General features: G+C 70.9%; 23 protein-coding genes. 12 read left to right on the forward strand and 11 right to left on the reverse strand.

The window, feature by feature from the left end; genetic code table 11:
• The first annotated feature begins 367 nt into the window (after positions 1–367).
• The 3 genes from gap to ACWD68_RS34870 all read left to right on the forward strand — a co-directional run bounded on the left by gap (position 368) and on the right by ACWD68_RS34870 (position 2,612).
• Positions 368–1,366: a type I glyceraldehyde-3-phosphate dehydrogenase gene (gap, locus tag ACWD68_RS34860; protein WP_451810463.1), complete on the forward strand. Its 999-nt coding sequence runs from the start codon at positions 368–370 to the stop codon at positions 1,364–1,366.
• Positions 1,367–1,491: 125 nt separating this feature from the next.
• Positions 1,492–2,199, forward strand: coding sequence for a hypothetical protein (locus tag ACWD68_RS34865; protein WP_451810464.1), 708 nt, complete (start codon positions 1,492–1,494; stop codon positions 2,197–2,199).
• 83 nt (positions 2,200–2,282) lie between these two features.
• Positions 2,283–2,612 (forward strand): antibiotic biosynthesis monooxygenase family protein, encoded by a 330-nt coding sequence (locus ACWD68_RS34870; RefSeq protein ID WP_451810465.1) that lies wholly within the window; start codon positions 2,283–2,285, stop codon positions 2,610–2,612.
• Between the two features lie 262 nt (positions 2,613–2,874).
• On the opposite strand, the gene ACWD68_RS34875 is transcribed toward ACWD68_RS34870, so the two are convergent.
• The 4 genes from ACWD68_RS34875 to ACWD68_RS34890 all read right to left on the reverse strand — a co-directional run bounded on the left by ACWD68_RS34875 (position 2,875) and on the right by ACWD68_RS34890 (position 7,066).
• Entirely contained in the window at positions 2,875–4,185 is a 1,311-nt protein-coding gene (locus tag ACWD68_RS34875; RefSeq protein ID WP_451810501.1) for a hypothetical protein, read from the reverse strand.
• A 287-nt stretch (positions 4,186–4,472) separates the two neighbouring features.
• Positions 4,473–5,717, reverse strand: coding sequence for a glycosyltransferase (locus ACWD68_RS34880; RefSeq protein ID WP_451810502.1), 1,245 nt, complete (start codon positions 5,715–5,717; stop codon positions 4,473–4,475).
• Positions 5,718–6,026: 309 nt separating this feature from the next.
• Positions 6,027–6,542: a hypothetical protein gene (locus ACWD68_RS34885; protein ID WP_451810466.1), complete on the reverse strand. Its 516-nt coding sequence runs from the start codon at positions 6,540–6,542 to the stop codon at positions 6,027–6,029.
• A gap of 8 nt (positions 6,543–6,550) precedes the next feature.
• Positions 6,551–7,066, reverse strand: a complete 516-nt coding sequence (locus ACWD68_RS34890) for a SigE family RNA polymerase sigma factor (RefSeq protein ID WP_451810467.1) — start codon at positions 7,064–7,066, stop codon at positions 6,551–6,553.
• Between the two features lie 353 nt (positions 7,067–7,419).
• Here ACWD68_RS34890 and ACWD68_RS34895 point away from each other — a divergent pair, with 353 nt between their 5' ends.
• On the forward strand, positions 7,420–8,343 hold the full coding sequence (locus tag ACWD68_RS34895; protein ID WP_451810468.1) for an SGNH/GDSL hydrolase family protein: 924 nt from the start codon (positions 7,420–7,422) through the stop codon (positions 8,341–8,343).
• A 76-nt stretch (positions 8,344–8,419) separates the two neighbouring features.
• On the opposite strand, the gene ACWD68_RS34900 is transcribed toward ACWD68_RS34895, so the two are convergent.
• Together ACWD68_RS34900 and ACWD68_RS34905 are read right to left on the reverse strand one after the other, a co-directional pair.
• Positions 8,420–8,872, reverse strand: a complete 453-nt coding sequence (locus ACWD68_RS34900; RefSeq protein ID WP_451810469.1) for a hypothetical protein — start codon at positions 8,870–8,872, stop codon at positions 8,420–8,422.
• Positions 8,873–9,089: 217 nt separating this feature from the next.
• On the reverse strand, positions 9,090–10,526 hold the full coding sequence (locus tag ACWD68_RS34905; RefSeq protein WP_451810470.1) for a cellulose binding domain-containing protein: 1,437 nt from the start codon (positions 10,524–10,526) through the stop codon (positions 9,090–9,092).
• Positions 10,527–10,824: 298 nt separating this feature from the next.
• Here ACWD68_RS34905 and ACWD68_RS34910 point away from each other — a divergent pair, with 298 nt between their 5' ends.
• Positions 10,825–11,712, forward strand: coding sequence for a GntR family transcriptional regulator (locus ACWD68_RS34910; RefSeq protein WP_451810471.1), 888 nt, complete (start codon positions 10,825–10,827; stop codon positions 11,710–11,712).
• Positions 11,713–11,921: 209 nt separating this feature from the next.
• Here the strand turns inward: ACWD68_RS34910 and ACWD68_RS34915 are convergent, their stop codons facing one another.
• From ACWD68_RS34915 to ACWD68_RS34925, 3 genes are all read right to left on the reverse strand, one after another.
• The gene (locus tag ACWD68_RS34915) at positions 11,922–12,161 is read right to left on the reverse strand and encodes an aldehyde dehydrogenase family protein (protein ID WP_451810503.1); all 240 of its coding nucleotides are present in this window, start codon (positions 12,159–12,161) and stop codon (positions 11,922–11,924) included.
• Positions 12,047–12,673: an SDR family NAD(P)-dependent oxidoreductase gene (locus ACWD68_RS34920; protein ID WP_451810472.1), complete on the reverse strand. Its 627-nt coding sequence runs from the start codon at positions 12,671–12,673 to the stop codon at positions 12,047–12,049. The genes ACWD68_RS34915 and ACWD68_RS34920 overlap by 115 nt, the downstream gene beginning before the upstream one ends.
• Before the next feature lie 164 nt (positions 12,674–12,837).
• Positions 12,838–13,257: a carboxymuconolactone decarboxylase family protein gene (locus ACWD68_RS34925; RefSeq protein WP_451810473.1), complete on the reverse strand. Its 420-nt coding sequence runs from the start codon at positions 13,255–13,257 to the stop codon at positions 12,838–12,840.
• 451 nt (positions 13,258–13,708) lie between these two features.
• On the opposite strand from ACWD68_RS34925, the gene ACWD68_RS34930 reads away from it, so the two are divergent.
• From ACWD68_RS34930 to ACWD68_RS34950, 5 genes are all read left to right on the forward strand, one after another.
• The gene (locus ACWD68_RS34930) at positions 13,709–14,260 is read left to right on the forward strand and encodes a hypothetical protein (protein WP_451810474.1); all 552 of its coding nucleotides are present in this window, start codon (positions 13,709–13,711) and stop codon (positions 14,258–14,260) included.
• A gap of 162 nt (positions 14,261–14,422) precedes the next feature.
• A complete protein-coding gene (locus ACWD68_RS34935) occupies positions 14,423–15,250 on the forward strand; it encodes an alpha/beta fold hydrolase (RefSeq protein WP_451810475.1) in 828 nt (275 codons plus the stop codon).
• A 206-nt stretch (positions 15,251–15,456) separates the two neighbouring features.
• On the forward strand, positions 15,457–16,281 hold the full coding sequence (locus ACWD68_RS34940) for a hypothetical protein (RefSeq protein WP_451810476.1): 825 nt from the start codon (positions 15,457–15,459) through the stop codon (positions 16,279–16,281).
• Positions 16,278–18,449 carry a bifunctional serine/threonine-protein kinase/ABC transporter substrate-binding protein gene (locus ACWD68_RS34945; protein ID WP_451810477.1) on the forward strand — a complete coding sequence of 724 codons (2,172 nt, stop codon included), beginning with the start codon at positions 16,278–16,280 and terminating at the stop codon, positions 18,447–18,449. The genes ACWD68_RS34940 and ACWD68_RS34945 overlap by 4 nt, the downstream gene beginning before the upstream one ends.
• A 35-nt stretch (positions 18,450–18,484) precedes the next feature.
• Positions 18,485–20,632 carry a bifunctional serine/threonine-protein kinase/ABC transporter substrate-binding protein gene (locus ACWD68_RS34950; RefSeq protein WP_451810504.1) on the forward strand — a complete coding sequence of 716 codons (2,148 nt, stop codon included), beginning with the start codon at positions 18,485–18,487 and terminating at the stop codon, positions 20,630–20,632.
• A gap of 56 nt (positions 20,633–20,688) precedes the next feature.
• Here ACWD68_RS34950 and ACWD68_RS34955 read toward each other — a convergent pair whose 3' ends face one another.
• Positions 20,689–21,594 carry a S41 family peptidase gene (locus ACWD68_RS34955; protein WP_451810478.1) on the reverse strand — a complete coding sequence of 302 codons (906 nt, stop codon included), beginning with the start codon at positions 21,592–21,594 and terminating at the stop codon, positions 20,689–20,691.
• 57 nt (positions 21,595–21,651) lie between these two features.
• On the opposite strand from ACWD68_RS34955, the gene ACWD68_RS34960 reads away from it, so the two are divergent.
• Positions 21,652–22,197 (forward strand): ArsR/SmtB family transcription factor, encoded by a 546-nt coding sequence (locus ACWD68_RS34960; protein WP_451810479.1) that lies wholly within the window; start codon positions 21,652–21,654, stop codon positions 22,195–22,197.
• Between the two features lie 44 nt (positions 22,198–22,241).
• Here ACWD68_RS34960 and ACWD68_RS34965 read toward each other — a convergent pair whose 3' ends face one another.
• A complete protein-coding gene (locus ACWD68_RS34965; RefSeq protein WP_451810480.1) occupies positions 22,242–25,088 on the reverse strand; it encodes a SpoIIE family protein phosphatase in 2,847 nt (948 codons plus the stop codon).
• 374 nt (positions 25,089–25,462) lie between these two features.
• Here ACWD68_RS34965 and ACWD68_RS34970 point away from each other — a divergent pair, with 374 nt between their 5' ends.
• Positions 25,463–26,701 carry an AI-2E family transporter gene (locus ACWD68_RS34970; RefSeq protein ID WP_451810505.1) on the forward strand — a complete coding sequence of 413 codons (1,239 nt, stop codon included), beginning with the start codon at positions 25,463–25,465 and terminating at the stop codon, positions 26,699–26,701.
• The last annotated feature ends 111 nt before the right edge of the window (positions 26,702–26,812 follow it).

The raw sequence follows: 26,812 nt of genomic DNA on the forward strand, positions 1-26,812 counted from the left end.
GAGCGTGGGGCCAGACCTCAGAACACTGGTCTGGAAAAGCCCAGTTGAGACCGGGCCATCCACTTGAACGGTGCGACCTCGTGTCGCACGCGGAAGCCGTACCGAAGCTGCACACAGTGACCGTACTGCACTTGATTCATCGCCGACATGTCGAACATCCGCACTGGCAGGCACTGCGCTTTCGCACTGCTCACGCAGGCCTGGATCCTCAGATTCGCTTCACCATCGGGCTGAAGCCCGGTGCGCTGCGAGTAGTCCCGGTAGCCCGCCACCAGGTGGCGCGATCCTTGCGGACCATGGCGATCTCGCCGCTGTCATGGCCCGATGCCGCGCGCGAACCTGGGAGGGAACCGAAGGGACACCACTCATGACTCGTATCGCCATCAATGGATTCGGCCGCATCGGACGCAATGTGCTGCGCGCCCTGCTCGAACGCGACACCGACCTGGAAATCGTCGCGGTCAATGACCTGACGGAGCCCGCCACGCTCGCGCGGCTGCTCGCCTACGACTCGACCGCCGGACGGCTCGGGCGCCCGGTGAGCGTCGACGGTGACACCCTCGTGGTCGACGGCAGGCGCATCAAGGTGCTGGCCGAGCGTGAACCGGGCCAGTTGCCCTGGGCCGAGCTCGGAGTGGACGTCGTGCTGGAGGCGACCGGCCGTTTCACCTCGGCCAAGGCGGCCGGGGCCCACCTCGACGCGGGTGCGAAGAAGGTTCTTGTCAGCGCGCCGGCGGAGGGCGCCGATGTGACGCTCGCGTTCGGTGTCAACAACGACGCGTACGACCCGGACGTGCACACGATCATCTCGAACGCGTCGTGCACCACCAACGCGCTCGCGCCCCTGGCCGCGGTGCTCGACGAACTCGCGGGCATCGAGCACGGCTTCATGACGACGGTGCACGCCTACACGCAGGAGCAGAACCTGCAGGACGGCCCGCACCGCGACGCCCGCCGTGCCCGTGCCGCCGCGGTCAACATCGTGCCGACCACGACCGGTGCCGCCAAGGCGATCGGCCTGGTGCTGCCGAACCTTGAGGGCAAGCTGTCGGGCGACTCGATCCGGGTGCCGGTCCCGGTGGGCTCGATCGTCGAGCTCAACACGACCGTGGCCCGCGACGTGACGCGTGACGAGGTCCTGGCGGCCTACCGCGCCGCGGCCGAGGGGCCGCTCGCCGGTGTTCTCGAGTACTCGGAGGACGCGCTCGTGTCGTCCGACATCACGGGCAACCCGGCCTCGTCGATCTTCGACTCGGCCCTCACCCGCGTCGACGGGCGCCACATCAAGGTGGTCGCCTGGTACGACAACGAGTGGGGCTTCTCCAACCGTGTGATCGACACGCTTCAGCTCCTCGCCGCCGGCTGAGGGAGGCGGGAGGGCAGGGGCGCCTCTCCACAGGGCAGGGGTGCCTGTCCGAGGCGCCTCCACCCGCAGACGACTGTCCGGAAACCGTTCGACAGCCCGGCCGGGACGCGCCATGATCCACACCCGTGGATACGACCAAGCAGTCCCTGGTTCTGGCCGCCGCGTCCAACAACGCGGAATGGTGCGCGGCGATGAGTCGATCGCACGGCTCGGTGGGCCGATTCGGGCCGCAGGCCTGGGCTTCCCCGACCCGCACTCCGCAGTACTACCCGGACGCGGTCACCTTGGTCCCGGGCGCCGACCCGACCGCGCTGGCGGCCCGGATCGACACCGCGCCTGGGGCGTCCGTCAAGGACAGCTTCGCCGACCTCGATCTGACCGGAGCGGGCTTCCAGGTGCTGTTCGAGGCGCAGTGGATCCACCGCCAGGCGATCGCGCCCGCCACTGTCCCGGATCTCGCCTGGGACGTCGTGGCCGGACCGGAGGCGCTGCGTGCCTGGGCGCTCGCCTGGGACGACGGAGACGGCAGCGCGGACCTCTTCCGGCCCGAACTGCTCGACGACCCGGCCACGTTCGTGATCGCCGGGCGGTCCAAGTACGGCCGGGTCGTCGCCGGCGCGACAGCGAGCCGCAGCGACCAAGTGGTCGGACTGTCCAATGTCTTCGCGCTGGACGGCGGCCCTGACACGGCATGGCCGGTCGTACTGGAGGCGGTGCACTCGCTGTTCCCCATGCTGCCGGTGGTCGGGTACGAGCACGGCGAGGCCCTCGCGGCGGCGGTTCGCCATGGCTTCGAGCCCATCGGCTCACTGCGCGTCTGGCTGCGTGCCTGATCGACGGCCCGTTCGAGCCGTCCGGGCCCGGCACAGGGCGGTCCACGGGCCTTCTGCCCACGGTCGTGCGGCAGGATGGGGTCATGAGCGTAGTCAAGATCAACGTACTGACCGTGCCCGCCGAACAGCGGGAGACGCTGGAGAAGCGCTTCGCCTCCCGCGCCCATGCAGTGGAGGGCTCCGACGGGTTCGAGTGGTTCGAACTCCTCCGCCCCGTCGAGGGCACCGACAGCTACCTCGTCTACACCCGGTGGCGTGACGAGGCGTCCTTCCAGGCCTGGATGGAGGGCCCGATGAAGGCTGCCCACCAGGGCGGTGACGCGCAGGGCGCCGAGCGTCCCAAGCCGGCGGCGAGCGGATCCACGCTGTGGTCCTTCGAGGTCGTACAGCAGGCCGAGCCGACCAACCCGTAGCCGGATCGTCGCGCGACCGGCCGGCGGTGCTGCCGTGCCCCGGCCGGGAGCGCGGGATCAGCGGGACGATGCCTCCGTCGGCGAGGCAGAGGTCGAGCGCGCCACAGCACGGCGGGTCCCGCACCAGAGGTCAACCGTCGTGGGTGTAGGGGTGGTTGACCTGCCCGGCGATCTGAAGCCCGCCGCGCGTCCCCGCAGCCGTGGCGTGTGGTCGCGGGCATCTGAGGACAGGCCCGACGGCCGCCCCTGGTAACGGCGTTGGTCACGGGATGCCGACTTCGAACAGGACGTATCCGGCGTAGGAGCCCGAGGCCAGTGCCGCGATGGTGAGGACGGTGCACAGGACCGGTGTGCTGAGTCGGCGCATGGCGGTGGCGCACGGGATGAGCAGGGGGAAGGCGGGGAGCATATAGCGGGAGACGTTGCCGAAGATCTGCTGGCTCCCCAGGACGAGTGCCATGGTCAGGAGCGTGTAGACGGTCAGGACGAGTGGCGGGCGCAGCCGGAACAGCAGGGGCAGGATGATCAGGGCCAGCAGGACGGCGGCGGCGCCGATGGCATCTTCGTAGGGGTAGGCGTAGAGGTAGTCGAAGTGGCCGACCATGAGTGAGCTGAACACCTTGACGGTGTGTCGGCCGTAGTCGAACGAGTGGGCCCAGGCGCCGTCCTGCAGCTTGAAGTACCCGCTGTAGTCACCCATCCGGTGTCCCACCCAGCCGAGATAGCCGGCCAGGCCGACAGGGGCGATCGCGACGGCCGTCAGCGGGCGCAGGACCGCGCCCCGGCGCGCTGTTCCGTCGGGGAGGGGGAGGTCCCCCCAGCGGCGCACCGCGCGCCGATGGCGCAGCAGGTCCGTCAGTACGGCGAGGGTGAGTGCCGCGATCAGCGCGGTGGCCGTCGGCCGGGTGAGGCCCGCGGCGCAGGTCAGGAGCCCGGCCGTGAGCCAGTACCGGCGCATGACGGCGTAGCAGGCCCAGGCGGCGAGGGCGATGTAGAGGGATTCCGAGTAGGCGGACCACTCCATGCCGGAGCCGGGCCAGACGGCCCAGAGCCCGGCCGCGGCCAGCCCGGCGCGTCGTCCGCCGACCCTGGCGGTCACCGCGTGGATGCCCAGTGCGGCCACGAACGAGGCCGCGATGGAGACCACGAGTCCCGCACTGAGCAGACCGAGTCCGGTGCAGGACGAGACCAGGCGCATGAGGGCGGGGTACAGGGGGAAGAACGCCGCCGAGTTGCCCTCGAGGGTGATCAGGCCCGTGGCACCGGGCACCGGTACGAGCGCGGGGTGGTAGCCGTGCGCGGCGATCTGCTGGTACCACCACCCGTCCCAGGTCGCCAGGACGTCCCAGACGTGGGCGCCGCCCCCGAAGCGGGGGTTCTTCCTGCGGAAGTCCCCGGAGGAGTCCAGCAGGTACATGAAGACGCAGAAGCCGATGAGCTTCACGGTGCCGTACAACGCGAGGACCGGGCCGTGCCGCCGCCCCGCCCGGCACAGTCGCGCCCATCCGTCGAGGGCACGGTCGCGGGCATGTTCGCGCGCCGAGGCGACGGCGGGGGCGGGGGAGGCAAGCAGGGCCGCTGCGCGCGCGTCGGTGGGGGCCGGCGACGGGTGGGAGCCGAGGCCGTGGCGGTCCGTCGCCCAGGCCGCTGTTCCGACCTGTGCAACGGCGTCGCGGCCGGCTCCCTCGCTGTGCGCGCGGGTGCCGTGCGTCGAGTGGGTGCTGTGGGCCGCGGAAGCGCGCGCCGAGTGGGTGCCGTGGGCCGGACCCGTACCGTCCGGCTGTCCGGCCACGGGCCAACGGAAGCCCGTGCGGGGCCTGTTGTCGTGCTCTGCCGGGGTGTTCGCGGGGCCGTGGTCGTTCATCGCGGATCGGTTCCCTTGCCGTTGTCACGGGTGGCGGCGGTGAACACCCAGGTGCGCAGGAGCAGGAAGCGCAGCAGCGTCGCGGCGAGGTTGGCGGTGACGAGGACCGCGATCTCGATGGACCGTCCGGGTCCGTGCGTCCAGCGGTGCAGCGCGGCCAGTGAGCCGCCGGTGAGGGCGAGACCGAGGCCGAAGACGGCCAGGCCCTTGGCCTGGTGGCGCAGTGCGCCACCCCGGCCGCGCAGTCCGAAGGTGAGCCGCCGGTTCGCTGCGGTGTTGGCGATGGCGCAGACCAGCAGCGCCCACGCGTTGGCGGCCTGCGGTCCCGCCGCCGGGCGGAGGGCCGCGTACAGGAGGACGTACCCGATGGTGCTCACCGCGCCCACGGCGCCGAACCGCAGCAACTGTGCCGTCAGCGAGCCGGGCGGCCCGCCCTCGGGGGCGCGCCCGAGCCGTGCCGTCGGAAGCGTGCCACGGGCCAGCGCGCGGCCGATCCTGGCGATGCCGCGCAGGTCGGCCATGGCCGTGGAGACGAGGTCGACGCGGCTGTCGGGGTCGTCCACCCAGTCGACCGGCACCTCGTGGATACGCAGCCCGGCGCGTTCGGCGATCACCAGCAGCTCGGTGTCGAAGAACCACCCCGAGTCCTCCACCAGGGGCAGCAGGCGCTCGGCGACATCGCGGCGGATCGCCTTGAAACCGCACTGCGCGTCGGAGAAGCCGACGGCGAGAGTGGAACGCAACAGGACGTTGTAGCAGCGGGAGATGATCTCGCGGCGGGGCCCGCGGGTCACCCGGGGCCCGCGGGTCACCCGGGAGCCGCGGGCCAGCCGGGAGCCGATGGCGATGTCGGAGTGCCCGGATATCAGCGGGGCGACCAGCGGAAGCAGTGCGCTCAGTTCGGTGGACAGGTCCACGTCCAGGTAGGCGAGTACCGGGGCCTTCGAGCCCGCCCAGGCGGTGCGCAGGGCTCTGCCACGTCCCTTCTCGTCGAGCCGTATCCACGTGGCCTCGGGCAGGTCGGCGGCCAGCCGGGCGGCGATGTGCGGGGTGGCGTCGGTACTGGCGTTGTCGGCGACGGTGATGCGGAACGGGTACGGGAACGTGTCGCGCAGGTGGGCGTGCAAGCGCCGCACGCTGGGCTCCAGGTCCGTCTCCTCGTTGAACACGGGGACGACCACGTCCAGGACGGGTTCCGCGTGGTCCGCCGGCAGCGGAAGGCGGACGGGGAGGTGGTCCACGGACAGCCGCTCCACGGGCTTGCGCGCCACCTGTAGTCCCCTCTCGAAGTCTGTGGGAGCGGACCGCAATGCCTTCGTCATCGTTTGTCCTGTTCTGTTCGTCGTCGTGAGGCAGGCCGAAGACGCTCGCGGCCGAAGTGCGACAACGGGGTGCGGATGGGGGGTGCGGATGGGTGGTGCGCGGGCAGGGGCGGTAGGGCAGGTGGACGGTGCGGGCGAGAACCCCTCCGGGGCCGAAGCCGTCCGAGGCCGAACCGGCCAGGGGTCGAATCCGCCCGGTCGTGCGGTCCGGTGGGGACCGTGCCGGAACTAGCCGGTGCCGGTCTCGCCGGCGAACGACGACGGTTCGAGCGTCGAAGTCGGCGGGGGAGAGGGTGTTCTGCTCGGTGTCGCCGGTGCGGTGGCCGGCGCGCCGGTGGTCGCTGTTCCCGCGGGGTCGGTGGCCACCGAGGTCGAACTCCCTGTCGTCGTGGGTGCGTTGGGCGGGCCGGACACTCCGTCCGTGCTCTCGGAGGTGGCCTCCCCGGTGGGTGTCCCACCCGGGGACGGGGTCGGTGTCGGGGTGGCGTACGGGGAGGTGGGACTGGACGCGGGCCGCGGCAGAGGGGCCAGGGGGCGGTCGCGGTCCGGGGCGTGCGGCAGCAGGAACACGCCGAGGCCGACCCCGGCGACGGCCAGGACGCAACTCGCGGCCTTCTGAGCCGCGCGGATCCGGCGCCGGACGCGCACACCGTCCCGGAGACTGTCCTGCTGGGCGGGTTCGAAGGGGGTGTGTTCCTGGGCGTCGCGCATCATCCGCGACAGCTCGCGCTCGAAGTGGTCCATGCTTCCCTTCACCCCACCGGCTCGATGACATCCGCCAGGATCTGGCGGAGCCGCGCCACACCGCGTGACGCGTGGGAACGGGCGGTGCCCAGTGGACAGCCCAGGACCTCCGCGACCTGTTTCTCGGGCAGGTCCTGGTAGTAGCGCAGGACGACGGCCGCCCGCTGTTTGGGCGGCAGTTGGGCGAGTGCCGCCTCCAGCCGCGACCGTTCCACCACGGCCGCGGACTCGTCCCCGGTGTGCGCCAGATCCGGCAGTTCCTCCACGGGGCGTTCGCCCCACCACCGTCGCCGTGCGGAGCGGGCGGCCGCGCGGGCCAGGACCTTCCGTACGTACGCCTCGGGCGCCTCGTCGGCGACCTTCGGCCAGACGAACCAGAGTTTGACCAGAGCCTCCTGGAGCAGATCCTCGGCGCGGTGCCGGTCGCCCGCGCAGAGCAGGCGTGCGAGGTGGAAGAGCGCCGACCAGCGGGCCGCGACGAAGCCGTCGAAGCCGTCGATCCCTTCGGTCCTTGCCTGTTGCATCCACACCGTCCCCGCCCTTGCCACCTTCGTACACCTGGAGAAAGACGTCGGCGGGGGCCGCACTATGCACCCAGATGGCGTGATCTGGGTCACGCGCCCTGTGAGGTCCGGGGATTCCCGGTCAGTGGCGCGGAGAGGAACAGCCGCGGACGCGTCCGGGGCAGAAGCTGATGAAGGTTGGACAAGCCGAGACTGATCAGACTATGGCCCGGCGGTCTACCGGCCGGTATACAAGCGACGTTGGGTCTGTCGGGCAGGAGCCGTCCGGCCTCCGCGGCGTCGCGATCCCTGCTGCGCGCCGAGGGAGCCGGTGCCCGTCCCGCAGGCTGTCATGGCTTCAGGGGAGGGGCACGATGAACCATTACACGCGTCCGGACGACGCCGTCCCGAGGCGTCGCGGCGCCATGGCGCTGGGGGCCGCGCTGAGCAGCTGCGCGCTCGTCGCCGGCGTCGCCGCGGCGACGCCCGCCGCGGCGGGGCAAGGGCACACGCATTCCGGCGTCGACTATGTGGCGCTCGGCGACTCGTACACGTCCGGACCCCTGATTCCTCAGCAGATCGACGCGAACTGCGCGCGGTCCGACCACAACTACCCCTCGATCACCGCGGCCGAGCGCAAGGTCCGCTCCTTCACGGACGTGAGCTGCGGCGGCGCGAAGACCGACGAGATGTGGAAGGCACAGGGGACCAACGGACCCCAGCTGGACGCGGTGAAGCGCGACACCGACCTGGTGACCGTGCAGATCGGCGGCAACGACATGGGCTTCGGATCCATCATCGCCACCTGCGCCGGGCTCAGCTCGAAGGACCTCGCGGGCAATCCCTGCCAGCAGTACTACGGCGCCTCCGGATTCGACCAACTCACCCTGAACATCGTCGAGACGGCTCCCAAGGTCGCCCGGGTGCTGCGCGCCGTGCATGCCAGAGCGCCGCACGCGCGTGTGGTCGTCGTCGGCTACCCCGATCTCCTGCCCGACGACGGCAGCGGCTGCTACCCGACGGTGCCGTTCGCCGCGAAGGACTTCCCCTATCTGCGGGACACCGGCAAGCGGCTCAATCTGATGCTGCGCACGGTGGCGCTGCTGAACCGGGCCGAGTACGTCGACACCTACGGGCCGACCGTGGGCCACGACATGTGCAAGGCGCCCGCCGACCGCTGGATCGAACCACTGCGCCCGACCTCTCCCGCCGCTCCGGCCCATCCCAACGCCAAGGGCCAGGAAGCCATGGCGCGAGCGGTGCTGGCGCGTCTGGGCAAGGGAGCCGGACACCACTGACCGGTCCGGTCGCGGCACCCGGCTCGTGAGCGTCCCTGCCGGCGGGCGCCCGTGCGTCCGCCGGCAGGGATCCCGCTCAGAGTGTGCCGCGCATGTGCTGGGTGAGGCGGTCGCGTTGTTCGTTGAAGGCGGTGCGCACCCCTTGGAACTCCTCGGTGTCGAAGGTCAGTCCGCGCGCGACGGTGTCGCGGTAGGTGCGCAGAAGCGCGATGGTGAGGGCGGCCTGCTGGACGATGTGGTCCTCGGCGACGAGGGACAGTTCCAGCCTGCGGGACAGCGTGTTGCTGTCCCGCAGCACGGTCCCGGCCCGCGCGAGCGACGTCTCGTCGCGGTCGTGTCCGCGGGCGATGTTGATGAGGATCTCGCTGGCCTCCGCGGTGGCGTTGAGGAAGGCGACATAGGCGGCGCGGCGGTCGTCCCGGGTACGTTGCGCGCTCTCCCGCAGCCAGCGGCGCCGCTCCGCCAGCGCGGACGCGGCGAGGGCGATGAGCGCACCCATGGTGGTGCTGAGGAGGCTTGTCCATTCCACCTTCTTACTGTGCTCCGGCCGCGACTCGTCCAACCCGCGTGTTGTCCATGACCATCGGCAACTCTGGTGCAGTGGTGCCTTGTTGCTCGACGCTCGACAGCGGTCGAGGCCCCGGGAACGGCAGTTGCTCTCCGCGGAACGCCCCCTGGCGGCGGCCCACCTGTTCCGGCCGGACCGGCGGCCCGGCCGGAACGAGGAACCCTGCGGAGCAGGGAGGTCAGGCAGCCGGGACCTCGTCCACGAACGCGGTGCCCGCACCGCGGTACGCGGTCACCTTCGCGGCCACCTGGGCCGGGGTGAGGACCTGGTCCTTGACGTGCAGGACGTAGTCGACCTGTTCGTTGTAGGCGCGCGCCGTGGTCGAGGTCTGTCCGGCCAGGTCGATCAGCCACTGGTTGAAGTTGATCGACATCGGCCGCTCGGGCAGGTACTGGGCGTCGTGGGTGCCGAAGAGCTGTCCGTCGATGTAGTACTTGATGCTGCTGCTGTCGATGGTAAGTACCAGGTCGTGCCATCCGGCGTAGCTCTGGCGTGCCTCGGTGTGCTGGTTGACGGCCTGCCAGGGATCAGGGTTGTACGTCTCCCAGGAGGTCGTGTAGAGGATGTTGCCCGACTCGCCCCAGCCGCCGTTGGGCAGATACTCGAAGTCGTACTCGGCGTAGTCGTCGGCCATCGGCGCCTTGAGGTCGTTGATGGTGAAGAACGTCTGCACCAGGTGATCGCCGTCCGGGCCGGACTGGGGAGCGTCGCTGAAGTTCACCCGCGCCGCGTAGGTGCCGTTCTTGAACTTCGTGCTCTTGGAGACGACTTCGGTCTGCCTGGTGGACGCGGCGGTGCCCGCGGTCGAGGTCTCCAGGTTCATCACCGAGTTGCCGGACACCTTCGGGAAGGTGACCTTGGAGGGGTCCCAGGTCGCGCCGGGGACCCCTGGGCCACCGGAGTTGGAGCGGACGTTCCAGCCATGGGCGGAGATCGCGGGGTCGGTGTACGAGGAGTAGGTGAAGTCGTCGAACAGGGCTTGGCCGCCGCCGGGCGGATCCGTCGGCGGATCGGTGGGGTCGGTCGGATCCGTGGGGTCGTTGCCTTCAGGTGCCGTGCCCCACACGGTGGCGCCGGCGAGCTGGGCGGTGACCTTGCCCCAGTCCGCGTACGAGGTCTGCGCGGCGTTGAACGAGTAGTCGTCCGCCTGGTTCACGCTCTGCCAGTTGGACTGGTAGAAGCGAAGCTGCATGTCGCCGGTGTCGGCGCCCGGCGCCAGTGAGCCGGCCCCGGACGTGAAGCCGATCTCCAGATACCGGTCCGCGGTTCCGGTGGGACGAGTCAGTGTGCCGAACGTGCCGGTGACGTTCGCACACCCCTTGACCGCCCAGGAACAGGCGAAGCGATAGGTGGTGCTCGCGGAGTCCGCCTTGAAGTAGTAGCGGATCTTCACCTGGCTCAACTGCACGGAGGAGGAGCTGGTGTTGCGCACCTTGAACCAGGGCTCGCTCTGGTCGGCGGTGGCCCCGCTCGCGCTGGTGCGGTACTGGACGGCGAGACCTCCGGCCGCGGCGGCGGGGGCGCTCAGGGGAACGGCGACCAGGGCGGTGCCGCCGAGGAGAGCCGACAGGGCGAGGGCCACGCGGCGGCGGCCTGTGGGTGGACGGTTTCTCATGTGAGTTCCTTTCGGGGGCTCCCGCAGAGCGCGGGAGAGTGGGGGTACTCAGGAACACGAGGAGACATTCCGTGCTTGACCAGTTGACCGACACGGCTTACCAGTTGGCGTCGCATGAAAGTGGCATAGACCATTGCGTGCGTCAACCCCCTTGTATCTGAGGGGACTTGCTCGGATCGAGAGGGTTCGGGTTACCTGTGTCGCGACGCTGATCAGAGTCAACCCCGTTGACCAGCGGACCAGTTATGGTCAGAAGCCATACCAGTTGGCCCGTACCGACGACGAACGAGAGTCCTGCATGGAGATCGATCCCGCCGCCTCCCGCGCGGTACTCAAGCGTGAGAGAGTCCGTGACACGATCCTCGAACTGATCGAGGAACGCCGCCCCGGTGACGCGATTCCGTCCGAGCGGGCGCTCTGCGCCGAACTCGGCGTCTCACGGCCCACGTTGCGGGCTGCGGTGGACCAACTCGTCGTCGCCGGACTCCTGGTGCGCGAGCACGGCCGCGGCATGTTCGTGGCCGCGGAGAAGATCACCCAGGAGCTGGTGTCGGACCGGCAGACCTTCAGCCTGCCCCGGGCCGCGGGCACATGGACCAGCAGACTCCTGGAATTCAGCACGCTCCCGGCGGGCGCCCGGGTGGGTCGCAGACTGCGGATCTCGCCCGCCGCCAGAATCCGGTACGTGGCACGGCTCCGCCTGGTCGACGGCTCGCCCATGGCCATCGAGTACTTGCACGTCCCCGCCGACCTGGTGCCCGACCTGACCAGTGACGAACTGGAGAACGGCGACCTGTACGAGCACCTCGGGGAACGGCACGGAATCCAGGTCAGTGAGGCGGTCCAGTCGATCGAACCCACGGTGGTGACCCGCGACGAGGCGGGCCTGCTCGATGTGCCGGAGCTGTCCCCCGCCCTCCTGTTCGAACGCCTCACCTCTGACGCCCGGGGCCGACCGGTGGAGTACGTCCACTCGATCTACCGAGGAGACCGCTACCGGATCGTCTCGCGTCTGGCACTCGGCCCGCGATCCGGGCACGCGTCACCGCGCGACGGGCACCACCCCGGCATCCCGCCGGGAGACTTCCTGCCGGGCGAGCCCGTCACCTTCTCCACCCGAGGCGTGGTGGCGGGCGACCTCTTCGGCCACGGCGGTGGAGGAGGCGAGAGCGGACGCGCGAGGTGACAGCGGGAGAGTCCGCGACCGGCCCCCGCCCGGTCTCTGCGGATCCCTGTGCGTTCAGCGGCAATCCCGTGGCCACGCGGCAGGGGAGCCGGTCGATCGGACTACGGACTCCGGCCGCCGCTGAGCGCCTACCCGGTCGGCGCGGACCCTCGCCTGCTTCGAGCGCCCCGACAGCGGTCTGCGTGTCTCACGGCTCCGGCCCGCGGCGGTCACCTGTGCCGAGTGATCGTCTTGTGCTCGAGATGGCCGTTCAGGCCCACCGGCCCGTACTCGCGGCCGAACCCGCTCGCCTTGTAGACGCCGAAGGGGCCGTCGAAGCTGATGGGTGAGCCGTTCAGGGTGACGGTTCCGGTGCGCAGCCTCCGGGCGACGCGCAGGACCCGCTCAGGGGACGAGGACCACCTGGCCTCCGTGAGCCGTCCTTCCTCCGCGCCCAGGGCGATGTCCAGCGCGTCGCTGCCGAGCAGCAGCCGACGCGGGGGGTCCGGCGCGTAGACGACGTCGACGAGCGCCTTGCCATACGGGCCGGGTCACCGGGTTCGTTGCCGCTGTAGGCCTCGAACCGTTCCAGCCACTGTCCGACCGTCTGTTCGTAGTCGGCACCGATCCGGCCGACCGGGGTCGCGGCACCGGCCGCCCAGCCGGTGCGGATACCGCCCGGTTCCACGATGGTCACCTCGATGCCCAGCGGGGCCACCTCGCTCGCCAGGGCCTCGGAGAATCCCTCGACCGCGAACTTCGCGCTCTGATACGCGCTGAGTCCGGGCGTACCGCCCACACGACCGCCGATGGACGAGATCTGCACGATGTGTCCGGACCGCCGTCGGCGCAGGACGGGAAGCGTCGCCCTCGTCACGTTGACCACGCCGAACAGATTCGCCTCGATCTGCGCGCGGAACTCGTCCTCCGGGAAATCCTCGACCGAGCCGCCGGCGGCGTAGCCGGCGTTGTTGACGACCACATCGAGGGACCCGAACCGCTCGACGACCGCCGCGACGGCCTCGCGGGCCGACGAGGGGGAGGGATCGAGCCCCCGCAGGCGGCAGACATGGTCGTGGACACATTCCTGAACGGCCTGGGCGGGTCCTGAGACGCGGGGGCCGGCCGGTGCGGGCGCACAGCCCGCTATGCCTCCTCCGGGTCCTTCGGCCTCTCCGCCTCCGCGAAGACCTGCAGGGCGATCTGGTAGCTGTCGAAGGCGCGGGCCGCGCCCGCGTAGGCCTCGATGTGGATGAACGCCTCGACGATCTCCTCCGGTGTCACCCCGTTGTTGAGGGCGATGCGCAGCTGCCCCCGCAGCGGTTCGAGCGTGCCCAGGGTCGCGGCGATCGTCACGGACACCAGGGCGCGGGTACGGGTGTCGAGTACCGCGGTTCGCGGCCACGCGTCACCGAAGGTGTGGACCGTGGCCAGTCGTTTGAAGTCCGCGCCGTTGGCGGGCTCACCCGTGCCGGGTTCGAGGAACCGCTCCAGCGGAATGCCGAGCAATCGCTCGGCCGCTTCGAGGGCGGTCGCGTAGCGCCCCTCTTCGTTCTGCTCGGCCATGGTGCTTCCCTTCGAGCCGGTGCTCAGGAAGGAGGGTGGGTCGATCCTCGAGGATTCTTGAATCGGGTGCGGAATCAACTGGTTTGGTCAGCAGCGGATTTCGACGCGGGCTGATCTCGCGGCGCCCTTCACTTCGATCCGCGACGCCTACGCTTCAAGTCGCCAGGAAAATGAGGGGAGTCGGCCATGCCGCGACCCCGCCGGTTCTCCCTGGCGGGGTGAAGGGGAGAGCGCGGCACCGTGGTGCGGCGCGTGCGTGCCGCCCTCATGTAGCCGGATACGGGAGTCCATTTTAGAGTGGACTGATGGCTTGCTCACCTGCGGCAGGTGGCTTGCTCCCCTGCGGCCCGGAAGGAACTCGCCGGCCCGGCGGTCGTGGAACCGCAGGAGGTTCTGCGGGTCCGAGTCCCGCGAACTCCCGGGTCCGCGCGCCGCGAGAGGGTGAACGCTGATGTCCCGTGCGATCCGTCCACTGCTCTACGGAGCCGCTGCCGGTGCCGCCGGTACGACCGCGCTCAACATGGTCAGTTACGCGGACATGGCGATACGTGCAAGGCCCGCGAGCTCGACACCCGAAGTGACTCTCCGCAAACTTGCGGAGAAACTGCATGTGCGGATCCCGGGTGAGGGCGAGACCCTGGAGAACAGGATCGCGGGGCTGGCGCCGATGACCGGATTCGCCGCCGGCCTGGGCATGGGGGCGGTACTGTCCCTCGCCCGTGCCGCCGGCTGGCACCCAACTCGCGCCTCGCAGTACGCCGTTGCGACGGTCGGCGCGCTGATCGGCACCAACGGGCCGATGACGGCCCTGGGTGTGACTGATCCGCGTACGTGGTCCGTCTCGGACTGGGTCTCCGACATCGTCCCGCACGTCGCCTACGCGGTCGTGACCGTGGCTGTTCTGGACCGGCTGTACGGCGCCGCGCCGGCATGGGGAGGACGGAGCTGCGGGTGGACCGGGGTGCCTACCGGCCGACGCGCTACGGCGCTGCTACTCGGTTAGAGTGATGTCGACGACGTGCTCATTCCGGTCATTCTTCGCTTCCGGCCTCTCCGTCGACTCCCCTTGCGCAGGAAGCTGGTTCGTGGCGTGGAACGGTCCGGCCAGGGCACTGAACTCGCGTGCTGCGTGGAGTTCTGCACCCTTTCGAGAGGAACGCACACCATGCCCTTCGCCACCGCCAAGGACGGCACACAGATCTTCTACAAGGACTGGGGATCGGGCCAGCCCGTTGTCTTCTCCCACGGCTGGCCGCTGACCGCGGACGCCTGGGACGCCCAGATGAAGGTGATGGCGGACAACGGCTTCCGGGCCATCGCCCACGACCGGCGCGGTGGCGGACGCTCCGGCCAGACCTGGGACGGCAACAACCTCGACACCTACGCCGACGACCTGGCAGCGGTCATCGAAGCCCTGGATCTCCAGGACGTCATTCTGGTCGGACACTCGACCGGCGGCGGCGAGGTCACGCGCTACATAGGCCGGCACGGCACCGGCCGGGTGGCCAAGGCGGTCCTGGTCGGCGCGATCCCGCCGCTCATGCTCAAGACCGAAGCCAACCCCGAAGGTCTGCCGATCGACGCCTTCGACGAGATCCGCAAAGGCGTGGAGACGGACCGGTCGCAGTTCTACAGGGACCTCAGTGCCGCGTTCTACGGGGCCAACCGCGATGGATCGACCGTCACCCAGGGCACCCGGGACGAGTTCTGGCTCTGGGGAATGACCGTGGGCATCAAGGGCGCCTACGACTGCGTCAAGGCGTTCTCCGAGACCGACCTCACCGAGGACCTCAAGAAGATCGACGTCCCCACCCTGATCGTGCACGGCGACGACGACCAGATCGTTCCCATCGTGGCGGCCGGCGACAAGTCCTCGAAGCTCGTCAAGGACGTGGTCTACAAGGTGTACCCGGGCGCACCGCACGGCCTGGCCATGGTGCCCAAGTACGCCGAGGTGTTCAACGCCGACCTCCTCGAATTCGCGCGCAGCTGAGCGGACAACTCCCAGGCACGGCGCGGGAGATCTGACCTCGAGACCGAACAAGCGGTCCGGCACGGAGAGATGCCCGGACCGCTTGTTCGGCTGCGCCCCCCCGCATCACGCCGCGAGCGCGACGGACCGCGATGCGTTCGTAGTGCCGCGGAGGCATAGTCGATACGCTCCTTTCGGGGGAACACCCATGCGGATGGGGGGCGTTCATGGCGTATCGGAGACCGGTGCGGCTGTGTTGCGGAGCCTTGGCCGCGGGGCTGGTGCTGGCCGGCTGCTCGGGGGCGGGGGACGAGGAGAACGCGAAACCCACCGCTTCCAGGACCGCGACCGCGAGCAGTGGCACGGGCTCCCCATCGACACCAGCCCCGACCCCCAGCAGCACAGGCCTGGACTTTCATCCCGATCCCGGCCTCGCCCCGAAGACCCACGCGGAGGCCGCGCGCCTGGCCCGCTCCGTCGCGGCCGCCCCCGTCAACTTCGGCCCCGGCTTCGTCGAACGCGAGCCGTACGAGAGTGACCCCGGCTTCTGGCCCGTGCTCGACGCGAACTGCGTCTGGCAGCGGCGGTCACTGCCCTCGACGGTGCTCGCCACCCTCACCCGCTACAGCGAACTGCCCGCGCAGGACGGCAAGGGCCCGATCCGCGTCGCCGCCGTCGTCACCGTGCACCGAACGGTGAAGGACGCCGAATGGGAGATGGCCGAGACCCTCGAAGAGGCGCTGCGCTGCCCCGACCAGCAGCTCCGCCAGGGAGAGCGGATCAAAGGACTGCTCTCCCAGGGATCGAACTTCGGCCTGCTGGGCAACTTCACCGCCGAGGACACACTCACCGAGAGCGGCGAGTACCTCAGCGACGAACTCGGCGGCCCCCACTACTACTACTGGATCCAGAGCCGCCTCGCGCAGGTCACCGTGGCCGTCGTCGGCAGGGGGTCCAAGGGCCGGTCCGGGGAAGAGGTCGACGACGCCCTGCAACAGGGTGCGGGCCAGATGCTCGGCCAGGCCGAGAGCGAACTGGAAGGGCAGGCATGAGCGAGCGCCTGCTCCCCACCGACCCCGCCTCGATCGGCGGACACCGGCTGCTGGCCCGCCTCGGCACGGGCGGCATGGGCGTGGTCTACCTCGGCCGTACGGAGGCCGGGGCGCTGGCCGCGGTGAAGGTCATCCAGGCCGAGTACGCGGACGATCCGGACTTCCGCGCCCGGTTCCGCCGTGAGGTCGAGGCGGCCCGCAGGGTGACCAGCCCCTGGGCCGTGCCGGTCACCGGCGCCGACCCGGACGCGGCGTCGCCCTGGCTGGCCACCGCCTTCGTGCCCGGCCCCTCGCTCCAGGAAGCGGTCACCCGCCACGGTCCGCTCCCGGCCCGGAGCGTGCGCGCCCTGGCGAGGATGCTCGCCGCCGCCCTGCGCGAGGTGCACGCCGCCGGGCTGGTCCACCGGGACGTCAAACCCGCCAACGTCCTGCTCGCCGTGGACGGCCCGCGCCTCATCGACTTCGGGATCGCCCGCGCGTCCGACGAGACCGCGATCACCTCCACCGACCTGGTCGTCGGCACACCCGGATTCCTCTCGCCCGAACAGGCCGAGGCGCGCGGCGCGGCGGTGGGACCGCCGAGCGACATCTTCTCGCTGGGCTGTCTGCTGGCGTACGCGGCGAGCGGCCGACCGCCGTTCGGCACCGGCACCGCGGACGCCCTGCTCTACCGAACAGTCCACGACGAACCCGACCTGGCCGGTGTCGAAGGCGGGCAGGACGCGGAGGACGACGACCTGCCGACACTGCTGCGCCTGTGTCTGGCGAAGGACCCGGCGGACCGTCCGACGGCCGAGCAGTTCGGTACGGCGCTGCTGATCGAGGACGCGATTCCCGAAGGCCGGCAGATCGACTGGCTGCCCGAGGACGTCGTACGGGCCATCGCCGACCGCTCGTCCGAGATGCTCGCGCTGCCCGACATCGAGCCGACCGTCGCCGCGGACGCGGGAGACACGGTGAAGACCCCGCCCAGCCGTCGGCGACTGCTCGTGCTGGCGTCCGGAGCGGCCGTGCTCATGGCGACGGGCGGTGTGGCGGCCTGGGCCGCGCTGCGCGACGAGGACGACCCGGGGGCACCGGCCGGCGGAGAGCACCGATGGGCCATCGGCGTACAGGCGGACCTGAGCGGGGCGCAGCGGACGGCGGGCGAGGCGCAGGAGCGGGGTGCGCGGCTGGCGGTCGAGCAGTTCAACTCCCGCAAGGACAAGCCTTTCGAGCTCGTGCTGAGGACGGCCGACGACGGCGGCAGCGCCGGGCGGGCGCCGGGCGCGGCCAGGAAGCTGATCCAGGACACCGACGTGCTCGCCGTACTCGGCCCGACCAACGACGACACGGCGAACGCCGTCCTCGGCGCGTACGACGAGGCTCTGCTGCCGCTGCTGTGCGTATCGGCCGGAGGGCTGATCCTGACCTCGCAGCAGTACCGGTCCTTCGTGCACTGCCGGCCCAGCGACGCGGCCGTCGCCCTGCCGATCAGCATCTATCTCATGCGGCAGAAGGGGAAACTGCGCCCCGGCCTGCTCCAGGACCGCACCGCGCGGACGTACGCCCAGGAGTCCGCCTCCATCAACGCCATCATGCTGCGCCGACTGGGCCGACCGGTGTACCCCCGGGTGATCCCGGCGGACACGGACGACGTGGAACCCGTCGTCGCCGACATGCTGCGGGCCGGGATCGGCTCCTTCATCTACGCCGGCGACGCGCGGGGCGGGGCCCGGGTGGCCCGCGCACTGGCCGACACCGGCTTCGACGGGCCGCGGCTCACTCCGCAGGCCGTGATCGACCCGGCGTTCCTGAAGGGAGCCGGGGGCGCGGCCGAGGGGTGGATCCTGACCGCCTCCTTCGTGGACCCCTCCGCCGTGCCGGCCGCGGCGGCCTTCACCGCCGCCTTCCGCGAACGCTTCGGTGCCCCGCCCGGCTACTACGCCGCCGAGGCCTACGACACCGTCAATCTCGTCCTCCAGGAGTTGGTGAGGGCCACGAAGGGCGGACGGCCGCCGAAACGCCAGGAGTTGCTGGGCCTGCTGCGCAAGAGCCGCTTCAAGGGCATCACCAAGGAGTTCTCCTTCAAGCCGGCCGACGGCACGTTCGCCGGCTGGGGCGTCTTCCTGCACCGGGTCGAGGGCGGCCGATTCCGCTTCCTCGGCGCCGCCCCGTCCGAGGTGTAGTGGTGAGCGGGGCACAGCAGCCGGGGCGTGGTGGAGTGCAGGCGCTCAGGCCGGGCGATCCGCCCTTCGTCGGCGGCCACCGGCTGCTCGGCCGACTCGGCGCGGGCGGCATGGGCGTGGTCTACCTGGCCCGCTCGACGGGCGGAACACTGGTCGCGCTGAAGGTGATCCGCGCCGAGTACGCGGCCGACCACGCCTTCCGGACCCGATTCCGGCGCGAGGCCGAGGCGGCGGGCGGACTCACCGGGCGATGGGTGGTGCCGGTCACCGCGGCGGCTCCGCAGGCCCGTGAGCCCTGGCTGGCCACCGCCTTCGTGCCTGGCCCGTCGCTGGCCGAGGCCGTCGCGCTGCACGGGCCGTTGCCGGACCGGACGGTGCGCGCCCTCGGCGCCCGGCTGGCCGAAGCGCTCACCGAGGTGCACGCCGCGGGCCTGGTGCACCGGGACGTCAAGCCGGGCAATGTCCTCCTCGCCCTGGACGGGCCCCGGCTGATCGATTTCGGCATCGCGCGCGACACCGGCGCCACCGCGCTGACCGCGAGCGACGTGGTGATCGGCTCGCCCGGCTATCTCTCGCCCGAGCAGGCGCGGGCACGGGGCGGTGACATCGGCCCGCCGAGCGACATCTTCTCCCTGGGCTGTGTCCTGGCGTACGCGGCGACCGGCCGACGCCCGTTCGGCACCGGCACCCCGGCCGCGGTCGTCTTCCGTACGGTCCACGAGGAGCCGGACCTGGGCGCCGTACCGTGGGCTCTTGTCCCGTTGCTGACCGGTTGCCTCGCCAAGGACCCGGGGGCCCGGCCGACCGCGCGGGAGGTACGGGACGCGCTGGCCGGTGAGGGCGAACACGACGGCGACTGGCTGCCGTCGGCGCTGCCCCGGCTGATCGCGGAACGCTCGGCCACGGTCCTGGCTCTTCCCGACCCCGAGCCGGGCACCCTCATGCTGCCGCCGGAGCGGCCCGCCCTCTCACGGCGTCGCCTGCTGACGCTGGGCTCGGCGGCCGGCGTCGTCGTGTCCGGCGGGGGCCTCGCGGCCTGGGCCGCCTCCAGGCCCACGGCCGGGAGCGCCGGCGCGACGGGTTCCGGACCTCTGCCCCGGTATGTCATCGGGCTGCACGCGGATCTGTCGGGAACGGGCAGGGCGGTGGGCCGGTCGCATGAGCGGGGTGTGCGGCTGGCTGTCGAGCACTTCAACTCCCGCTCCCGCAAAGGCCGTGGCTTCGACCTGGCGCTGAAGGTCCTGGACGACGCGGGGAAGACGGAGCGGGCCGGCGAGGTGGCCGGGAGCTTCGTCGCGGACCACGACGTGTACGCCGTGATCGGCCCGACCGACAATGCCACGACTGAGACCGCCGTCGCCCGCTACGAGAAGGCCCTGCTGCCCATCGTGACCGTCTCGTCCGGCACCTACGGGTTCTCCAAGACCAGCACCCGCGCGTTCTTCCAGCTCAGACCGGACGAGAACTCTCTGTCCACGGCCTTCATCCACTACCTCACCCACACCGAGAAGAGTCGCAGGACCGCGCTCATCGACGACAGGGCCGCCAGCCGCACCAGTTGGCAGATCGTCAAGGACCTGGCTACGTTCCCGCCCGCCAACGGCACCACGACCACCCATGTGGTGCCCGAGGACAGCGAGGACTTCGACACCGTCGCCGCCGCCGTGCTCGCCGCGAAGGCGCAGGCCGTGGTCTACGGCGGTGCCTCACCGCACCGGGCCGCCCGTTGCGCCCGCGCGTTGGAACAGGCCGGATTCCGGGGACCGCGCTTGGCACCGGAACCGGTCCTGGAGACCGCGTTCCTCACGGAAGCCGGCCCGGCGGCCGAGGGCTGGGTGATCTGCGCGACCTACGTCGACCCGGCCCGACTGCCCGGCGCCGCACGCTTTGTGACGGCGTACCGGAAGCGCTTCGGCGTACGCACCGTCGAGCGGTTCGCGGTCGAGGCGTACGACGCCCTGCACTTCGTCGCCGAGGGCCTACGCGAGCCGGGCAGCGCCGGGGTCGAGCGGGGCGCCATGGTGCGCAGGCTACGTACTGCCACCTACAAGGGCCTCGCCAAGACCATCGAATTCGACCCGGTGACCGACGAGTTCCACTGGGCCAACGGCCTGTTCCTGCACCGCGTCCAGGACGGCACCCCGCACTTCCTGGGCCGCTACGACCAGCTCAAGAAGCCCTGAGGCGTGGCTCTTTGCCAAAGCAGGTCCCGCGCGCCGGTCAGTCCGTTCACGCCGCTTCAGCCTGCCAGCCGCGCGAGGGCCAGTGCGTGAGCGCGGTCGAGGGAGTCGGCGGCGGCGCAGGCGATGTCCGGGTGCACGCCGGTGCCCTCCCAGTTGGTGCCGGAGACCGGGTTGACCGAGCGGCCGACCGGGATGGTGGCTTCCAGGTGCGGGTGCACCGTCCAGCCGTCACGCGGGTGCGCCCCGCCGCCGGTGCGCTCGCCGACGACGACGGCGCGGCCGAGCTGCTGCAGGTCGTAGGCGAGTTCCTCGGCACCGGAGAAGGTGCGGTCGCTGCACAGTACGTACAACGGCTTGGTGCCGCCGAAGCGCGCGCCGGGGACGTGCGGCAGGCTCCAGGACTGCTCGCTGCGCTCGCCTTCCCGCCAGTACATGGTGTTGAGGTGGGTGCGTTCGTCCAGCAGATAGCTGCAGACGAAGGCGACCGTGTCCGGGTCGCCGCCCAGGTTGGCGCGGAGGTCCAGGATCAGCGCCCGGGCGCTCGAGGCCAGGGTGAGCGCGGCACCCAGCGATTCGGCCGCCCACTCCAGCGGGAACAGCGCCGGTGCCAGCTCCATCACGGCCACCCCTCCCTCGAGCAGCTCCACCCGGGGCGCGCCGCCCAGTGAGGTGTCGAAGTTCCGGCGCATGGCCGCCAGGGCGGCCGCCCCCTGCTCCGGAGGTACCTGCTCGGCGTGGTACGCCAGTCTCAAGTGCCGGTCGCCGTTCACGGATTGCAGGTCCGCGGTGACCAATCGGCCCAGCTCTTCGGCACTGTCGACGTCGTAGGCGCCCTCGGCGAGGCGCTGTCGCAGCAGGCCCGCGAGCTGCTCGGCCGTCTCCGGGAAGACATAGTGCTCGGTCAGGAGCCGGGCCGTCTCGTCGATGACGGGGGCGGGTCGTAGCTGCGTCAGCGTCGTCATGGCAGGGAGTAGACCACCGCCCTTGCGAAAGCGTCAAGAGAGTTAGACACTTTCGGAATGCACGATCAGCCTCCCAGCCCGCAGCCGCCCGAGGATCTCCTGGAGATCGGCAGCCCCGAGCAGTTCGCGGCACTCGCCCATCCGCTGCGTCAGCGACTGCTCTTCGCCCTCGGCCACCGGCCTGCCACCATCAGCGGGCTCGCGTCCCAGCTCGACGCGAAGAAGGGCAACGTGGCCCACCACCTGAAAGTGCTGCGCGAAGCCGGGCTGGTCCACATCGCCGAGACCCGTCAGGTGCGCGGCGGAACGGAGTACTACTACCAGCGCACGGCCCGCCGCATGGTCGTCCCCGAACCCCGCGCGGACGGCACCGCGGCGATGTTCGCCGCGGTCGCCCAGGAACTGGAACGCTCGCCCGCGGAGACCTGTCTGACGCTGCGTCACCTGCGTCTCAGCCCCGCGAAGGCGCAGGAACTGGCCGAGACGCTCGCCCGGCTGGTCGACGAGGCGGAGGAGGACGGGGACGAACAGCCCTTGCACGGCGTGCTGGTGACGCTGTATCAGCAAGCCACCCGGTCGGGCACCAGCGACACATCCTCCTAGCCGGGTGCAGTCTGCGCGCGAGCGAGATCTCCTCGATTCCCGTCTCAGACAGGGTGTCCGGCGTTCGAGGCGGGCAGATCCCCGTCCGCCGGTTCTTCCGGGTCCGGGAGTGACTGCTCGGTCCAGATCGCCTTGCCCTCCGTGGTGTACCGGCTTCCCCAGCGTTCACACAGGGCGCTGATGAGCTGGAGCCCCCGGCCCCCCTCGTCGGTCTCCGAGGCGCGCCGGATGCGGGGCATGGTCAGACTCGCGTCGGACACCTCGCAGACGAGCGTTCCGCTGCACAGGAGCCGCAGCCCGATGGGGCCCCTGGCGTGCCGGATGACGTTCCCGACGAGCTCGCTGGCCAGCAGCTCCGTCGTCATCACCAGGTCGTCCAGATGCCATTGAGCGAGCTGTTCCCGGACATGGCGGCGGGCCTCACCCGCGGCCTCCGGGCCCTCCGACAGGTCCCAGGAAGCCATCTGCCGGTCGGCCACCGTGTGCAGGCGTGCGATCAGCAGAGCGGCGTCGTCGTGGGTGGGCTGCCCGCCCGGCAGCAGGCCCGCGGTGACCGTGTCGCACAGATCCTCCAGATCCGGACAGCAGGCGGTACGGGGGAGCAGATCGGCGAGCTGGGCCATGCCCTGGTCGATCTCCCGTTGCGGTGACTCCACGAGTCCGTCGGTGTAGAGGACCAGAAGGCTGTCCGCCGACAGCTTCAGTTCCGTCGTCTCGAACGGAGGGAACGCGGCGCCGAGAGGAGGATTGGCGGCGACCTCGGGGAAGTAGGCGCTGCCGTCGGGCCGTACGACGAGCGGCGGCGGATGTCCCGCCCGCACCACGGTGCACGACCCGTCGGTGGAGTCGTACAGCGCGTAGAGGCAGGTCGCGTACGAGTGCTCGCCGAGGGCGCCGACGATGTCGTTGAGGTGGCCCATGATCTCGTCTGGAGGCAGTTCCAGAGCGGCCAGCGTGTGCAGCGCGGTGCGCAGGCGTCCCATCGTCACGGCCTCGGGCAGCCCGTGGCCCATCACGTCGCCGATGACCAGGGCCACCTGGCCCGCGGACAGCGGGATCAGGTCGTACCAGTCCCCGCCGACATCGGAGGTGTGCCCGGCGGGCAAGTATCGTGCCGCCGCGGTGACTTCGGGCACGGTGGGCAGTCGCACGGGCAGCAGGGCCTGCTGGAGTTCCTGCGAGCGGGTGAGCTCGGCGTCGTAGAGCCGTGCTCTCTCCAGGGCGTGCGCCACGAGCGCGCTGATGGTGATGAGAAGGGTGCGTTCCTCGGAGTTCAGGCGCCGGGCGGCGTCGAAGGCGATGACACACACGCCGAAGGTGTGGCCGGAAGCCGTCAACGGGAGGAAGGCCCAGGCCTCCTTGTCGGTCGGAGGCCGGTGGTCGCCGTCGGGGAAGGCCGAGGCCCATTCCTGCCGCGACGAGTAGAAAAGGGGTTCGCCCGTCAGGACCGCCCGCCCCGCGGGATCGGCATCGGACAGTTCCATGCCGTGCGCTCCGTGCATGTGCCGGAGAAAGGAGCTCGGATAGCCGACCGACCCGATGTGCACCAGCTTCTGGTCCTCGATGACGAGCACGAGCAGCCCCTGGGCGTCGAACGGCGGCAGAACACGATGGGCGACGGCCTTCACCACGTCCTGCGAGGTGGTCGCCGCGGCGAGCTGCGTGGTCAGCTCCACCGTCCGGCTCGCGCGCTCCGCCGCGGTCCGGATGGCCGCCACCTGCTCGGCCTCGCGACGGCGCCGGTCGGTGACGTCGGTGAAGTAGAGGGTGAGACCGCTGGGGACGGGGACGAGCCGCAGGTCGTAGCAGCGGCCGGTGTCGGCCATCGTGACGTCGAAGCCGGTGGCCGTGGACTGCGCGGCGCCGCGCCGGCACCGTCCCTCCAGATCGGGCATGCGGCGCAGCGCGGGTAGGTCCCACAGGTCACGTCCGAAGAGCTGTTCGTCCTCCGAACCGAGGACGCGCTCCGCCTCCAGGTTGGCGAAGGTGATGCGCCAGTCGTCGTCCACGGACAGGAAGGCGTCGCTCATGTGCTGCAGGGCGCGGCTGAGGGCGTCGCGGGTGGAACGCGCGGCGTCGCTGGCCCAGCCCTTGCCGATGATGCGCGTGACCTGGCCCTCGTCGTCCAGTACGACGTGACCGGACGCCCGCGTCCACGTGTAGCCCCCGTCGCCGCGCCGGACCCGGTATTCGGCCTCGAAGGGCGCGTGGGTCCGGATGGTGCGTTCCGCCGCCGCCAGTGTGCTCGGCAGATCGTCGGGGTGCACCACCTTCATCCAGCTCTCGACGCCGGGGACGAAGGCCGCCGGATCGGTCTGGTAGACCCTCATCGCCGCCTCGTCCCACAGCAGCTCGCCGGTGCGCACGTCCCAGTCCCAGGACCCGACCGGGGTGAAGTCGAGGTCGGTGCGCAGGCGGGCGGGCGTCGGCATCTTCCTCAAGCGGTTCATGGTCCATTGGGCCACCGCGGTGAGGAACGTCCGCTGGGCGGGTGTCGGCTCCTCGTTGTCCCCGGTGAGGCAGGTGATCGCGCCGATGGCACGGTTCTTGTCGACCAGGGGTACGGAGAACCAGCCGGACCGGGACAGCAGCGGCGCGTCGGGTTCGACCAGGTCGGTGGGGAGAGCCGCCACCCATACGTTCTCGCCCGAGCGGACGGCACGGGCCGTCGCCGTCGGCCCGTCCTGGTCGACGATCTCCCATGCCCGCGTGAGCGACGACGGCAGTCCGGTGGACGACACCAGACGCAGAGCCGACATGGGGCCCCGCAGGTAGACGGCCCCGCCGACGCAGCCCAGCTCCGCGATGGAGTGCTGAAGGGCGAGCCGGAAGACCTCGCTTTCCGTGATGTCGTCGTCAGCGGTGTCGAGTAGGTCCAGCCGCCTGATCACAGACCCAATATAGGATGGAATGCCGTAAATGACACTCATGGCAATACCTGCTACGGAGAGTGCCCCGGTCCGGACCGGTGCGGTGATCCGCAGCGGCGAGGGGTGTCGTGGGGCGCCGCGCCAAGGGACGGCGACCGCGCGTGTCCCGGGTTGCGGGGCCCGGTGCGCGACACCACGCTGGCCAGGACGCCCGTGTGATCGACGGTCGACGCCGCTCGGTCACCCGTTCCCCCGGCGTTGCGCGGCGGTCCCGTACGGGCACACGTGGCGGACGGCCCCGACGGCGGGAGGACGGTGGCACACAGGTGAACGCCGGATCGCACCGTCCTCACCGGCGGCCGGACGCGCCCGGCACCGGTCGCGGCGGGCGCCGGATGCGGTACGTCGTCGTGGGGAACCGTTCCTCCCGCGGCGCCCGGTCAGTGGCGCGGGCGCGTACCGCCGGTGCCGCCGTGCGGCGGGGCACCGGACACGGTGACGGAGTGGCGGTGAGCCACGGGCTGCGCGTGGCCGCCGCGTACGCGTGGCGGCTGCTGGTCCTCGGACTGGCCATCTACGTGATCTTCGCCTTTCTGGGCAGGTTGCAACTGGTCGCCGTGGCACTGTTCCTGGCCCTGGTCGTGACGGCGGTCCTGCGTCCGCTCGCCGATCTGCTGGCGCGTCACATGCCGAGGACCCTGGCGGTGATCGTGAGCATCATGGCAAGCCTCGTCCTGGTCCTGGGAGTGATGGCGCTGGTCGGTAGCCAAGTGGCCGGCGAGTCGAGTCGTCTGGGCCATGAGTTCGCCGGAGGCCTGGGGCGGATCGAACGCTGGCTGGAGGGCGGCCCCTTCCACGTGAGCCACGCGGTGCTGTCGGATCTCCAGGGCAAGGTGGCCACCTTCGTCTCCGAGCACCGCTCCGTACTGATCAGCAGCGCCCTCAGTGGCGCAGGCCGGGCGGTCGAGTTCATCACCGGCCTGGTGCTCGCCCTCTTCTGCTCGCTGTTCTTCATCCGCTCCGGGGACAGGTTCTGGCGCTGGTTCCAGACGTTGATGCCGGAAGGCTCGCGGGACCCGTTGGACCGGGCGGGGCGGGCCGCCTGGCGGACCTTCGCCGGGTACACGCGCGGCATCATCATCGTGGCCGCCACCAACGCCGTGCTCGTGGGAATCGCCCTCTACGTGCTCGGCGTCCCCCTGGCACTGCCGCTGACGCTGCTGGAGTTCTTCGCGGCGTTCATCCCTCTGGTCGGCTCGCCCGTCGCGCTCGGCGTGGCCACCGTCGTCGCTCTGGCCACCCGCGGGCCCGTCGTCGCGATCGTGGTGCTCGCCCTGATCGTCGTCATCGGCCAGTTGGAGGGTCACGTACTGCACCCGCTCGTCCTGAGCTGGGCGGTGCGGCTGCACCCCGTGGTCGTGGCCCTCTCCGTCATCGCGGGCAGCATCCTGGCCGGTGTGGTCGGCGCCGTCGTGGCCGTGCCGATGGTGTCGGTCGCCTGGTCCGTGATCTGCGAACTGCGCGCACCCCCCGAGCCGGAACCCGTCGGCCGCTCACCGGGTCACCCGTCCGCCCCGCCCGGCCCGAACTCCGAGCCGACCGGACCGTCCCGGGCCGCGGACGCTGCGCGGTGAACGCCCCGGCGGGCCGGGACGGCCCCGTGGCGGCCAGGTCGGCCCCGGCCGTGCTGACGGTCCGGCGGTGTCGGCCCGGTTGCCGGAAGCGGTCCCAGCAGGCCGAGGCGC

The sequence above is a fragment of the Streptomyces sp. NPDC005141 genome, from assembly GCF_053599975.1.

Coding starts and splice junctions, on each gene's coding strand:
- gap (WP_451810463.1), top strand. CDS start 368: ATGACTCGTATCGCCATCAATGGATTCGGCCGCATCGGACGCAATGTG.
- ACWD68_RS34960 (WP_451810479.1), top strand. CDS start 21,652: ATGCACGATCAGCCTCCCAGCCCGCAGCCGCCCGAGGATCTCCTGGAG.
- ACWD68_RS34930 (WP_451810474.1), top strand. CDS start 13,709: ATGTCCCGTGCGATCCGTCCACTGCTCTACGGAGCCGCTGCCGGTGCC.
- ACWD68_RS34910 (WP_451810471.1), top strand. CDS start 10,825: ATGGAGATCGATCCCGCCGCCTCCCGCGCGGTACTCAAGCGTGAGAGA.
- ACWD68_RS34945 (WP_451810477.1), top strand. CDS start 16,278: ATGAGCGAGCGCCTGCTCCCCACCGACCCCGCCTCGATCGGCGGACAC.
- ACWD68_RS34925 (WP_451810473.1), bottom strand. CDS start 13,257: ATGGCCGAGCAGAACGAAGAGGGGCGCTACGCGACCGCCCTCGAAGCG.
- ACWD68_RS34940 (WP_451810476.1), top strand. CDS start 15,457: ATGGCGTATCGGAGACCGGTGCGGCTGTGTTGCGGAGCCTTGGCCGCG.
- ACWD68_RS34895 (WP_451810468.1), top strand. CDS start 7,420: ATGAACCATTACACGCGTCCGGACGACGCCGTCCCGAGGCGTCGCGGC.
- ACWD68_RS34955 (WP_451810478.1), bottom strand. CDS start 21,594: ATGACGACGCTGACGCAGCTACGACCCGCCCCCGTCATCGACGAGACG.
- ACWD68_RS34885 (WP_451810466.1), bottom strand. CDS start 6,542: ATGGACCACTTCGAGCGCGAGCTGTCGCGGATGATGCGCGACGCCCAG.
- ACWD68_RS34870 (WP_451810465.1), top strand. CDS start 2,283: ATGAGCGTAGTCAAGATCAACGTACTGACCGTGCCCGCCGAACAGCGG.
- ACWD68_RS34970 (WP_451810505.1), top strand. CDS start 25,463: ATGCGGTACGTCGTCGTGGGGAACCGTTCCTCCCGCGGCGCCCGGTCA.
- ACWD68_RS34935 (WP_451810475.1), top strand. CDS start 14,423: ATGCCCTTCGCCACCGCCAAGGACGGCACACAGATCTTCTACAAGGAC.
- ACWD68_RS34905 (WP_451810470.1), bottom strand. CDS start 10,526: ATGAGAAACCGTCCACCCACAGGCCGCCGCCGCGTGGCCCTCGCCCTG.
- ACWD68_RS34890 (WP_451810467.1), bottom strand. CDS start 7,066: ATGCAACAGGCAAGGACCGAAGGGATCGACGGCTTCGACGGCTTCGTC.